This window comes from Parasphingorhabdus marina DSM 22363, assembly GCF_900128895.1.
Lineage (GTDB): Bacteria > Pseudomonadota > Alphaproteobacteria > Sphingomonadales > Sphingomonadaceae > Parasphingorhabdus > Parasphingorhabdus marina.
On sequence record NZ_FSQW01000002.1, the window covers coordinates 789041 to 801623 of the forward strand.

Consider the following 12583-nt stretch of genomic DNA (forward strand, 5'->3'; position numbering starts at 1 on the left):
TCGCAGGAGGCTGAACAAGCCTCTTGCCAGCAAGACTCCTGCGCTCTTATAGGATCATCCATGTCAGATGATCTTTTCGGCGACGAGCCGCCCAAACAGTCCAAATCCGGTGAATATGACGCGTCCGCGATCGAGGTTCTGGAGGGACTGGAACCGGTCCGCAAACGGCCCGGCATGTACATTGGCGGCGTCGACGAGCGCGCGCTGCACCATCTCGCAGCCGAAGTGATCGACAACAGCATGGACGAAGCGGTAGCGGGACATGCCAGCCGCATCGAAATCACGCTGGACAGCGAAAACCGTCTGACCGTGACCGACAACGGGCGCGGCATTCCGGTCGATCCGCACCCGAAATTCCCTGAAAAATCTGCTATGGAAGTCATTATGACCACCCTGCACTCGGGCGGGAAATTCACCAACGACGCCTATGCCACATCGGGCGGGCTGCACGGCGTCGGGGTATCGGTTGTCAACGCGCTGTCTTCCGAAACCATTGTCGAGGTCGCCCGCAACAAGACCATTTATCGCCAGGCGTTTTCGCAGGGCAATGCCACGGGCAAGCTGGAGGAAGTGGGCAGCACACCCAATCGGCGCGGGACCACCATTTCTTTCATCCCCGACACCGAAATTTTCGGTGAAGGCAACAGGTTCAAGCCCGCGCGGCTGTTCAAACTGGCCCGGTCCAAAGCCTATCTCTACGCAGGCGTTGAAATCCGCTGGAAATGCGATCCCGAACAGGCCAGTGATGACGTCCCGGCCGAAGCTGTTTTCCAGTTCCCCGGCGGCCTTTCCGATCATTTGCGCGAACAGCTCAGCGGCCGCGAATGTGTCACCACGGAGTTTTTCTCGGGCAATCAGGACTTTCCGGGCGATGCCGGTCGCGTCGAATGGGCGATCACCTGGCCGATCTGGACCGAAGGCAGCTATAGCTGGTATTGCAATACCATCCCGACACCCAATGGCGGCACGCACGAGACCGGCCTGCGCAACGCGCTGGTCAAGGGCATGCGCGCCTTTGGCGAGCTGGTGCAGCTGAAAAAGGCCTCGCAGCTAACCGCCGATGACATCATCTCGGGCGGAGAAATGATGCTCTCCGTTTTCATCCGCGATCCGCAGTTCCAGAGCCAGACCAAGGACCGCCTGACCTCACCAGAGGCTGCGAAGCTGGTCGAGAATGCAGTGCGCGATCATTTTGACCATTTCCTCACCGACAATATGGACCGCGGCAAGGCGCTGCTCGGCTTCGTCATGGAGCGCATGGAAGAGCGGCTGAAGCGCAAGGCCGAGCGCGAGGTGAAGCGCAAGACGGCGACTTCCGGTCGCAAGGTACGCCTGCCCGGCAAACTGACCGACTGCTCCGGCAATGATCCGGACGGGACGGAACTGTTCATCGTCGAAGGCGACAGCGCCGGCGGCTCGGCCAAACAGGCCCGCAATCGCAAGACCCAGGCAATCCTCCCGATCCGCGGCAAGATCCTCAATGTGGCTTCCGCCAACAGCGCCAAGATTCTCGCCAACTCGGAAATAGCCGACCTCATCCTCGCTCTCGGATGCGGCACGCGCAAGGACTGTGATCCCGACAATCTGCGTTATGAGCGGGTGATCATCATGACCGATGCCGATGTTGACGGCGCGCATATCGCGACCTTGCTGATGACCTTCTTTTTTCAGGAGATGCCGGAACTGGTCCGCCGCGGGCACCTCTATCTGGCGCGACCACCGCTTTATCGCCTGACCGCAGGCGGCAAGAGTCTCTATGCCCAGGACGATCATGCACGGGCGGAAATCGAGGCCGGCCCATTCAAGGGCAAGAAGGTTGAAGTCAGCCGGTTCAAGGGCCTTGGCGAAATGAATCCCGGCCAGCTCAAGGAAACCACCATGGATCCGGACACGCGATCGCTCTACCGGGTGACGCTGCCACAGGAATATGAGCATCGCGCCGGCGTCAAGGATCTGGTCGACCGCCTGATGGGCAAGAACCCGGAACATCGTTTCAATTTCATCCAGCAAAACGCCGCCAGCCTCGACGAGGAAGCGATTGATGCCTGACCGGCTGATCCGGCTGCTGGCCGGGTCGCTGCTTGCAGGCATGCTTGTGATTGCCACGCCAGCACCTGTACACGCGCAGGAACCGGACGTGGTTGCTCCGGAATATCAGGCCAAAGCTTCAGAACTGCTCGACATTTTGCAGGGATCGGAACAGGAGGAGCGTTTCTTTGCCGCCTCGTTCCTTGACGCCATTCCCATAGCGCGTTTTCGCGAGCTTGTTGCACAATTGACTGCGCAATATGGAGAGGTGCGGGCGATCAGCCAGATCCGGCCGGCTTCGCGCACCGACGGCACTGTGGAAATCACCTATGCGAAAGCGATAGTGGCGATGCGGATGGTACTGGATGACGCCGCACCGTTTCCGGTCATCGGTCTGCAGGTCACCGGTGCACAAACAATCGGGGACAGTCTGGAACAGGTCCGATCCGAGATAGCTGAACTGCCCGGTATTACCGGCTTCCAGATTGCCGAAATCTCAGGTGCAACGCCGCAGGTCATTCTGGATCACAACCCAGCTCAACAACTCGCCATCGGATCCACATTCAAGCTCTATGTGCTCGCCGAACTGTCCCGCCAGATCCGTGCAGGCAACCGCAAATGGGATGATGTCGTGCAACTGGACCGCAAGTCCCTGCCCTCCGGCCTATTGCAGAACTGGCCCGATGGCAGCGCCCTGACCCTGCAGACCCTGGCGACATTGATGATCTCCATCAGCGACAACAGCGCGACCGACATGTTGATCGCGCAGCTGGGCCGGTCGAATATCGGGACTCTGGTGCGGCGCTCAGGACATACGCGGCCCGACCGCATGCTGCCCTTGCTGACCACGCTGGAAGCCTTTGCTCTAAAAATGCCCGCCAATGCCGATCTGCGCGATATATGGACCAAGGCATCTGAGGCCGCGCAGTCAGATTTGCTTGATCAGAATCAGGAGAGGCTGGGACTGGATGATGTGTCAGCCGCCAATCTGGCGACAGCACCGCGCCATATCGACACGGTGGAATGGTTCGCCTCCCCGTCGGACATCACGCGGCTGTTGCAAATGTTGCATCAGACGGATGACCCCGTTGTCCGGCAAATTCTTGCAATTAACAGCCTGATCCCGCCGGGCGATGCGCTGCGCTGGGACCAGATTGGCGGCAAGGGCGGATCGGAACCCGGTGTCGTGGCCTTTGCCTTTCTGGCGCAGGCCAGGTCCGGACAGATCCATGCCGTGTCAGGCAGCTGGAACAACAATCGAGAGCCGGTCGACAATGCGAAATTTCTGGCGCTGATGAACCGGCTACTAAACTTGTTGGCGCGGTAACGCCCGGTAATCAGCCTTCGGAAAGCGCCGCGACGAGCGCCTTGACCTTTTTCTGGCGCCATTGCGGCAAAGGCGCCACCAGCCAGTAGCCGCGCGAAGATTTGCTGTCCTCGCCAATCACCACAACGCGTCCCGATGCGAGATCCCGCTGAACGAGCATTTTCGGGACCCAGGCATGGCCAAAGCCATTGGCGGCCGCTTCGATCGCCAGACCGCCATCGGCTACCCGCATCAGCGTTTCTTCGCCCTTTGAAATCGGACAGCCGGGCCAGTCGATTTTCTGTCCGGGTTCGTCAGCGCTGGCAGCCACTTTCACAAAATTGGTATCGCCAATCAGCACGCCTTCCTGCTCGCCCGGGCCGTCAGTCAGGCCGATGGCAACGTCGAGATTGGCTTCGGTAAAATCGGCACCGCCTTCGGATGCGACCAGTGCGAAGCTGACATCGGCATTATCCGCAGAAAATTTCGCGAGCCGTTCGTTCAGCCATTTGGTGGTCAGGTCGCGTGGGGCCGCGATGGTCAGCATATGCGACGACTGCCCCGCCTGCATCGCGCGAACCGACTCCTCAAACTGCAGAAAGCCCGACCGCAGGGCATCGAGGCCCGCCTCCGCTTCGTCGGTCAGCTCCAGTCCCTTGGGGGTCCGCCGGAACATCACAACGCCGAGCATGTCTTCCAGCGCCCGGATCTGCTGTCCGACTGCCGCTGGCGTGACCGCCAGTTCGTCAGCCGCACGCGTGAAGCTGAGATGACGCGCTGCGGCGTCGAGGACCCTCAGGCCATTGAGAGGCAGATGCGTTCTTTTCACGGGAGCGGGCTCAGGGTTCGACCGTCGGCATGTTCAGCGGAAACTGCGGAATGCGAACTGCGAAGGGTTCGGGAGCCGCTCCGTTGAACATGAAATGGCCTTCCATCGCACCATGGGGCGTATTGAGCGGGCAACCGGACACATAATCATGCGACTTGCCTGGCTGGATAATCGGCTGTTCCCCGATCACGCCTTCCCCGTCCACCTTGTGCAGTCCGCCATGTCCGTCACTGATCCGCCAGTGCCGGGTCAGCAGTTGTACCGCGGTATCGCCGTGGTTCTCGATCCGGATATGATAGGCCCAGAACCAGCGCAGGCCATCAATGTCCGATTGCTCGGGCAGGAAGGTGACCGAAACCCGGATGGTGATGCCCTCGGTGGTTTCGGAATATGGGAAAAAAGAATCCATGCCCCTACGATAGCGTCAAAGGCCGATGGACGAAAGAGCCTGATCCAGGTCATCGATCAAATCCATCGGGTCTTCCAGTCCAACGTTAATCCGTACCATGTCCTCGGTAATGCCGACCTCGAGCCGCGCCTCTTCCGCTAGACCATAATGGGTGGTCGAAGCCGGATGGCACATGAGCGAACGGCTGTCGCCGATATTGTTTGAAATATCGATTAGTTTCAATGCGTTGAGCAGCCCGTGTGCTTCTTTTCGGCCGCCACCCACATGGAGGGAGAATATCGGTCCAGCGGCCTCCATCTGACTCATTGCGAGATTGTGCTGGGGATGGCTGGGCAGACCAGGATAGAGAATTTTCTCCACCCGCTGCTCGAGGAATTTGCCCACTTCCAGCGCATTCATTGTCTGTCGGCGAATGCGAAGGTCCAGGGTCTCCAGTCCCTTGAGCACGACCCAGGCGTTGAACGCGCTGAGCGTCGGTCCGGTATTGCGGGTGAAGGCGAGCAAGGTCTCTTCGATAAACTCCTCGGTCCCGCAAACGGCGCCCGCCAGCACGCGTCCCTGCCCGTCCATCATCTTGGTGGCGCTATAGGCCACAACATCTGCGCCAAACTCCATCGGCCGCTGCAACACATTGGTGGCGAACGCATTATCGACCACCGTCGTGATGCCTTTCGCTTTGGCGAGATCACAAACGGCGCGCAAATCGATGACATCCATTGTCGGATTGGCCGGAGTCTCGAAGAAAAACACTTTGGTGTTCGGCTTCACGGCCTGTTCCCAAAGAGCAATTTCCCGCCCGTCGATCACCGTCGCCTCGATCCCGAATTTCGGCAGCAGGCTGTCGACCAGCCAGCGGCAGGATCCGAACAGCGCACGGCTTGCCACGACATGATCTCCGGTTTCCAGCTGACAAAGCAAGGCGGCGGTCATCGCGGCCATGCCCGATGCCGTGGCCCGGCAGGCTTCGGCACCCTCCATGACCGCGATCCGCTCTTCGAGCATGCGCACCGTCGGATTTTGCAGCCGGCTGTAAGTCATGCCCTCCTGCTCGCCGGCAAAACGCGCGGCGGCATCTTCGGCGCAATCATAAGTATAGCCGGATGTCAGAAACAGCGCCTCGGACGTCTCGCCGAATTCCGTGCGCATGGTTCCGCTGCGCACGGCCTGTGTCGCCGGTCGCCAGTTTTTCGTGGTTTCGCGATTGCTGCCCGTATCTTTTTTCATGGATTGCTTCCTAAAGCGGTTCGCGGTCAGCTGGCAAGCTGCGCGACGACGGCGTCTCCGATTTCGGAGGTTGAGGCACTGCCGCCGAGGTCCTGCCCAAGCACCCCCTGTTCGAGAACCTGGGCCACCGCCGCTTCCAGCCGGGTCGCTTCGGTTTCCATGCCAAAACTGTGGCGCAACATCATCGCGGCGGACAGGATCATCGCGGAGGGATTGGCAATCCCCTGCCCCGCAATGTCCGGGGCACTGCCGTGAATCGGTTCGTACAGCCCCCGTGTGCTAGTTCCGAGCGAAGCGGATGCAAGCAGGCCGATTGAGCCCACGCACATGCTCGCCTGATCCGACAGGATATCGCCAAAAATGTTACCGGTCAGCACCACGTCAAACTGACCCGGATTCCGCACCAGCTGCATCGCGGCATTGTCGACATACATGTGGCTCAGTTCCACATCCGGATATTCTGCAGCGACTTCTTCCACCACCTTGCGCCACAGCACCGAGGTTTGCAGGACATTGGCCTTGTCCACCGAACAGAGCTTCTTGCGGCGGCCTTGCGCGGCGCGAAAGGCGACGTGGGCAATCCGGCTGACCTCATCTTCGTCATAGGCCATGACATCATAGCCTTCGCGGCGACCGGCTTCGGTCGTGCGCTGGCCCTTTTCACCGAAATAGACATCGCCGGTCAGCTCCCGCAGAATCAGCAGGTCAATCGCGCCAGCTACTTCCGGCTTCAGCGCAGAGAGATCTTCCAGTCCGGCAAAGGCCTTGGCCGGGCGCAGGTTGGCAAACAGCTGCAATTCCTTGCGCAGACCCAATACCGCGCTCTCCACGCGAAGTTCCCGGCGGAGGCCATCCAGCTCGGGATCACCAACCGCGCCGAACAGGATCGCATCCGCGGTTTTCGCCAGCTCCAGCGTTTCTTCAGGTAGCGGCCGGCCATGTTTGCGATAGGCGACACCGCCCACATCCGCATGGTCGAGACGCAGGTCGTCCAGACCCAGTGCGTCGAGCGCCCGCAAAGCTTCCGTCATGATTTCCTGTCCGATGCCGTCCCCGGCCAGTACCGCAATATGCATGCCCATTCCTCTGTTATCGGAACGATCTCCTGCCGTGTGAATCGCGATTAGGCAACCGGTGTTTAAGCCTCTATCCGCTTTAGCCGGTCCACGAGCACAGCACGCGACGCCATGACGTCATTTCGGCGGTCGGCGAAAAAATGGCGCTGGAGGAAAAATCCGGTGACTTTCAGGCCGTCAAAAATCGCATTCCAGTCGGGCTGTCCGGGAGATCGGAGGAAATCCGGCAAAGGCAGTAGTCGTTCGCGATAGCTCTCTCCCGCCGCAGAGCTAACCGCCGCCGCGCTCTTCGGACTGATGAAGACCAGATCCTCTTCGCTGCCGCTGACAATGCATTTGTCGAGCGCCAGCCCGAAACCGAGTTCCGACAGCAAAAGCAATTCATAGCGGACCAGCGCAACCGCCCAGCCTTTGGCAGAAGGTGCCTGGCAGATCGCGTCGAGCAGGGCCGAGAGAGCGCTGTGCAGCCGGGGATAGCTATGCTCCTCCGGCAAGATGGCGGCCGTCAGCGCCGTCGCCCAGTTCAGTCCCGCACTGGCCAGCGGTTCACCCAGCCAGGCGCCCCGGCTTTGCACCAGTTCCGCCGTCATCGATGCCAGTTGATCTTCCGTTCGCGCGCGATAATCTGCCTGCACGATGTTGGAAGGAATCAGCACAGGCCGCATGGTCCGCGACCGGGCGCCCCGGACATAGCCCGCGACCAGTCCGTTTTCCGGCGTCAGCGACCGCACCACCGCACCATGTTCGCCATGCGGACGGACCGAGCAGATGATGGCAGATGTGCGAAGATGGGCCACTCCGCTACCCTCCCCGCAAGCAGGGAAGATGGGTGGGACCTTCAGCCATGGAAATAGTCATAAACTTTCTGCGCCACGGTCTTCGATACGCCCGGTGCGCCCTGGAGATCGTCCAGTGATGCGTTCTTCACCGCGCGGGCGGTGCCGAAGTGGAGCAGCAGCGCCTTTTTCCGCGCCGGTCCGATGCCGGGCACATCGTCGAGCGAGCTGTGACCCACCGACTTCGCACGCCGGGTGCGATGCGCGCCGATGGCGAAACGATGGGCTTCGTCGCGCAGGCGCTGGAGATAGAACAATACCGGGCTGTTCATCGGCAGGTTGATTTCGCGGCCATCCATCATATGGAAGGTTTCCCGCCCGGCATTGCGATCCGGCCCCTTGGAGACCCCGATCATCAGCACATCCTCGACACCGATTTCCTGCAGCGCATCCTGCGCCGCACTCATCTGGCCCTTGCCGCCATCGATCAGCACCAGGTCCGGCCATTCGCCCCGCGCCCGGTCGGGATCTTCCTTTTGTGCCCGGGCGAATCGACGCTCAAGCACTTCCTTCATCATCGCAAAATCATCCCCGGGGGCGATATCCGGGTTTTTGATATTGAATTTGCGATAGGCGTTTTTCCGGAATCCTTCCGGCCCCGCGACAACCATGCCGCCGACCATGTTGGTGCCCTGGATATGGCTGTTGTCGTATATCTCGATCCGGTCGGGGACCGCATCCATGTCGAACAACTCGACCATTTCGCGCATGATTTTCGCCTGGGTCGACGATTCTGCGAGCCTGCGGTCTAGGGCTTCCTGCGCATTGCGGCTTGCCTGTTCGAGCAGTTTGCGACGATCCCCACGCTGGGGCTTTGATACGCTGACCTTATATTCCGCCTTGGTGCCTAGCGCTTCGGCCAGCAGGTCCGCATCGGGCAACTCCCGATCGAGCAGCACCAGTTTCGGCGGCGGCATGCGGTCATAGAATTGCATCAAAAAACTCGAAAACACATCCTCGATCTCGACATGGCTGGTATGGGCCGGGAAAAAGCTGCGATGCCCCCAGTTCTGACCACCGCGAATGAAGAAAGCCTGGATACAAACGGTCGCGCCCTTGGACGCCAGCGCGAAAATGTCGGCGTCGGGTAATCCTGCTGCATTGACCGCCTGATTGCCCTGAATGAAGGTCAGTGCCTTCAGCCGGTCCCGGTAAACCGCCGCCATTTCGAAATCGAGCGCTTCGGAGGCCTTTTCCATCTGCTCACCGAGCTTGCCTTGCACTTCAGTCGACTTGCCGGAGAGAAAATTCCGGCTGTCTTCAACCAGTTCCGCATAGTCCTCTTTGCTGATCCGGTCGACGCAGGGCGCCGAGCAACGCTTGATTTGATAGAGCAGACAAGGCCGTGAACGGTTGTTGAAGAAGCTGTCAGTACAGCTCCGCAGCAGAAACAGTTTTTGCAACGCATTGAGTGTCTGGTTGACCGATCCCGCACTGGCAAAGGGTCCGAAATATTGTCCCTTGGCGCGTCGGGCGCCGCGGTGTTTCTGGATACGCGGAAAATCATGATCCTCGCGCAGCAGAATGAACGGGAAGCTTTTGTCATCCCGCAGCAGGACATTATAGGCCGGCCGGAATTTCTTGATCAGCTGCGCTTCCAGAAGCAGCGCCTCGGCCTCGCTGCCGGTCGTGACGATCGTCATCGATCGGGTTTGCGCAACCATGCGGAGCAGACGCTGCGGCAATCGCGCCATTTGCACATAGGCACCAACCCGGGCCTTTAGCGAACGGGCCTTGCCAACATAAAGCACATCCCCTCGCTGATCCTGCATCCGGTAAACGCCCGGACGGGTCGGCAATGTCTCCAGAACCTCGCGGATCGCCGCCATGCCGGTTTCCAGGTCCGGCGTGTCCCCCTCCCCGCGCACCGCATAGGTCGCCTTCTCCTCGTTAAACCGGGAAGCGGCATTGGGCTGGTCGGGACGGTCGGCCTTGGACATGGAAAGGGTTTAGGCTCGCCGGAAACTCAAATCCAGCACTACGTTCGTCTCGAGCGAAGCCGAGAGATGCCATGTTGCGCAAATCGGCTGTGTGCCGACCACTCTCGACAGGAACTCGTTCGAAAGCCTGGAATTTTCCCTTCCCGCGAAAGCGGTAACAAACTTGCGGGGTTGCAATAGGTATCACGCGAAGACGCAAAGTCGCAAAGATCACCATGCAAAGGAGAAACTTCGTGACTTCGCGTCTTCGCGTGAGAATTTTCTGCGCTGAACTCCCGCCTGCGCGGGGAGATGACGGGGCGAGTTCAGTTGACCGTCTTGCCAATATCGCCAATGGCCTTGTCGACCAGCGATTTGTCAGCCGAAGCATCATGCTTGGCGGAAATCAGGGCTTCCGCAGCCTGTGTTGCAGCTGTAGCGGCTTTGGCCCGTACCGCGGCAATCGCCGAACGTTCGGCGGCGGCAATTTTTTCTTCCGCCATTTTCTTGCGACGGGCCACCAGTGCCTTTGTATCCACTGTTGCCTGTGCAACCAGCGCTTCAGCCTCTTTCTCGGCGCTCGCCATCAGGGCTTCGGCCTCGGCCTGTGCGCCAGCGGTTTTGGCTTCATATTCGGCTTTCAGCGCTTCGGCTTCCTTGCGCAGGTCCGCAGCTTCGTCGAGCGTTTTCTTGATTTCCGCAATCTGCTTGTCGAGCATGCCGCCAACCAGTTTCGGAACCTTGGCCCAGATCATGATGCCGAATACGATCAGCATGCCGACGGCCACCCAGCCGGTTGCGTCGAGATAAAGAGCGGTCGGCTTTGCGCCTTCTGCCAAAATGGTGATGAGCATCATCTATCTCCTTGCCCGGTCGCTCAGAAAGCGGCCTTGACGGCCTTTTTCGCGTCCGCCGCCGATACCTTTGTGCCGGATACGGTAGCCACAATGTCCCGGGCCGCTTCGGCAGCAACGGACTCGATTTCCTTCAGGGCGTCAGCCTGTGCTGACTTGAGCGCAGCATCGGCTTCCTCAGCCTTTTTGGCGATGCTGGTGTCTGCCCGCTTGACCGACGCTTCGTTCTTCTTGGCGGCCTCGGCCTTCGCAGCGGCGATGGTTGAAATCGCATCCGATTTCGCATCGTTGATCCGCGTCCGATACTCTTCCTCAATCTGATCCGCCCGGTCTCGCGCGGTTTGTGCCGCCTCGAGGTCGTCACTGATCCGCTTCTGCCGATCGTCCACGGTCTTGCTGATTTTCGGAACCATGTTTTTGGCGATACCAAAATAAATGATCCCGATAACAATCAGAAGCCAAAAAAACTGACTGCCGTAAACTTCCATGAGCTGAGCAATTTGAGGCATTATTCACCCGTTGGTTCGAAACGCTTGGCCGACAAATGCCGGCGCAATATCGGAGCGACCGAAGCCGCTCCGGAAGTTCGGTCTTACGCTGCTGGCGGAGCGTAGAGAATGATCATCGCAACGGCGAAAGCGATCAGGCCGAGCAATTCAGCAGCCGCGAAGCCGATGAAGAGACGTCCCTGCTGGCCGTCAGCCGCAGATGGGTTACGCAGAGCACCTTCGAGGAAGGAACCGAAGACGTTACCAACACCGGTAGCCGCCGCGCCAACGCCGATTGCCGCAAGGCCGGCGCCGATTACTTGTGCAGAAGAGAGATCCATTTTTGTACTCCGTTTTTCTAATCTAGATATGGTTATTGAAAGTGACTTAGTGAAGGTTTTCCGCGTCGTTTATGTAGAGCGACGTAAGAAGAGCAAAAACATAGGCCTGAATGGCACAAACCAGCAATTCGAGCGCACTCACGAACGCAATGAACACAATGCTGAGCCCGGCAACCAGCAGGCTGGCACCACCCGCATCAATTGACTGGATAACGAAATTGGCGAACACCTTGACCAGAATATGGCCCGCGATCATCGCAACGAACAAACGCAGTGCGAGGCTAAACGGACGCACCATGAATGACAGCAGCTCGACCATGAAGATTAGCGGGATCATCGGCAGTGGCGTACCATGCGGGATAAAGAGGCTGAAAAACTTGAAGCCATGCTTCCAGAAGCCGACAATCAGCACGATGGAAAAGCTGATCGCGGCCAGCAGGCCGGTCACGGTGAATTGGCTGGTAACAGTGAACGGGTGAATACCCGCGATTCCAACGGGCATCATGCCCCACCAGTTGGCGAACAGGATGAACATGAACAGGGTGAATACCCAGGGCGTGTATTTCTTGCCGTTGGGACCGATGCTGGTGTCGATGATATTGTCGACAAAGCCGATCACGCCTTCAACCATCAGCTGCCAGCGGCCGGGAACCAGTTCCCGCTTCATGCCGCCGCGCATGAACAGATAAATGGTGATCAGAACCACAAACATCCACAAGGCGCTGTTGGTGAAATTGATTTCCTGTCCGAACAGGTTGAAACCCAACCCTTCAATAATCGGCTGCACCTCAAACTGGTGCATTGGATCAATTTTGCCTTCTTCAGCCACGGATTTACCCCTGATCATCTTTCGGTACGTCAGCCTTTGCATCGCGCGCGGACTGCGTGGAAATTACATAAATCTTCCTGAATGCCACTCCCGTTCCGAGGAAAAAGAACAGCAACAGAAATAATGGCGTTGTTCCCAGCCAGGTGTCAAAAGCCCACCCGAGAAGAAAACCGGCAGCCACGCCTCCGACCAGATAGCTCAGCACCCGGGCTCCGAGACGCTGATTTTCATCAGGTCCGCGGTTCCGGTGCCCCTGCCTGACCCTCTCTTTGTCCTGTGCCCGTTTCAATCGCTCTTCGAGCGCCGAAACCCGCACATCTTCTTCGAGTGGATCCTGATCAGATTCGCTTGCCGCCATTTTTGCCCTTTCAATGCCCCGAAAGTCACGAAAAAGTGCCATAAACAACAGCAGGCCGACCCGCCAAGGCGCGGCCCGTTTAGGAA

The 12583-nt window shown here is 59.0% G+C and carries 13 protein-coding genes; 2 read left to right on the forward strand and 11 right to left on the reverse strand.

The window, feature by feature from the left end; all coding sequences use genetic code 11:
* Positions 1–60 precede the first annotated feature (60 nt).
* A complete protein-coding gene (gene parE / locus BUQ90_RS13450; protein ID WP_074205672.1) occupies positions 61–2049 on the forward strand; it encodes a DNA topoisomerase IV subunit B in 1989 nt (662 codons plus the stop codon).
* On the forward strand, positions 2042–3355 hold the full coding sequence (locus tag BUQ90_RS13455; RefSeq protein WP_084192705.1) for a serine hydrolase: 1314 nt from the start codon (positions 2042–2044) through the stop codon (positions 3353–3355). The genes parE and BUQ90_RS13455 overlap by 8 nt, the downstream gene beginning before the upstream one ends.
* A 10-nt stretch (positions 3356–3365) precedes the next feature.
* Here BUQ90_RS13455 and BUQ90_RS13460 read toward each other — a convergent pair whose 3' ends face one another.
* The 11 genes from BUQ90_RS13460 to BUQ90_RS13510 form a co-directional block, all read right to left on the reverse strand.
* Positions 3366–4163, reverse strand: a complete 798-nt coding sequence (locus tag BUQ90_RS13460; RefSeq protein ID WP_074205673.1) for a LysR family transcriptional regulator — start codon at positions 4161–4163, stop codon at positions 3366–3368.
* 10 nt (positions 4164–4173) lie between these two features.
* Positions 4174–4572 carry a Co2+/Mg2+ efflux protein ApaG gene (apaG, locus tag BUQ90_RS13465; RefSeq protein ID WP_074205674.1) on the reverse strand — a complete coding sequence of 133 codons (399 nt, stop codon included), beginning with the start codon at positions 4570–4572 and terminating at the stop codon, positions 4174–4176.
* 15 nt (positions 4573–4587) lie between these two features.
* Positions 4588–5796 (reverse strand): O-succinylhomoserine sulfhydrylase, encoded by a 1209-nt coding sequence (gene metZ, locus BUQ90_RS13470; RefSeq protein WP_074205675.1) that lies wholly within the window; start codon positions 5794–5796, stop codon positions 4588–4590.
* 26 nt (positions 5797–5822) lie between these two features.
* Entirely contained in the window at positions 5823–6872 is a 1050-nt protein-coding gene (gene leuB, locus BUQ90_RS13475) for a 3-isopropylmalate dehydrogenase (RefSeq protein ID WP_074206429.1), read from the reverse strand.
* A gap of 62 nt (positions 6873–6934) precedes the next feature.
* Complete coding sequence (gene recO, locus BUQ90_RS13480; RefSeq protein WP_074205676.1) at positions 6935–7669, reverse strand: DNA repair protein RecO; 735 nt, start codon at positions 7667–7669, stop codon at positions 6935–6937.
* 41 nt (positions 7670–7710) lie between these two features.
* Positions 7711–9648 (reverse strand): excinuclease ABC subunit UvrC, encoded by a 1938-nt coding sequence (uvrC, locus tag BUQ90_RS13485; protein WP_074205677.1) that lies wholly within the window; start codon positions 9646–9648, stop codon positions 7711–7713.
* 305 nt (positions 9649–9953) lie between these two features.
* Positions 9954–10481, reverse strand: coding sequence for a F0F1 ATP synthase subunit B family protein (locus tag BUQ90_RS13490; RefSeq protein WP_239447435.1), 528 nt, complete (start codon positions 10479–10481; stop codon positions 9954–9956).
* A gap of 23 nt (positions 10482–10504) precedes the next feature.
* Entirely contained in the window at positions 10505–10990 is a 486-nt protein-coding gene (locus BUQ90_RS13495; protein ID WP_074205679.1) for a F0F1 ATP synthase subunit B family protein, read from the reverse strand.
* Positions 10991–11073: 83 nt separating this feature from the next.
* Positions 11074–11310, reverse strand: coding sequence for a F0F1 ATP synthase subunit C (locus BUQ90_RS13500; protein ID WP_074205680.1), 237 nt, complete (start codon positions 11308–11310; stop codon positions 11074–11076).
* A gap of 46 nt (positions 11311–11356) precedes the next feature.
* Entirely contained in the window at positions 11357–12112 is a 756-nt protein-coding gene (locus tag BUQ90_RS13505) for a F0F1 ATP synthase subunit A (RefSeq protein WP_239447469.1), read from the reverse strand.
* Positions 12113–12143: 31 nt separating this feature from the next.
* Positions 12144–12497 carry an AtpZ/AtpI family protein gene (locus tag BUQ90_RS13510; RefSeq protein ID WP_074205682.1) on the reverse strand — a complete coding sequence of 118 codons (354 nt, stop codon included), beginning with the start codon at positions 12495–12497 and terminating at the stop codon, positions 12144–12146.
* Positions 12498–12583: the final 86 nt, after the last annotated feature.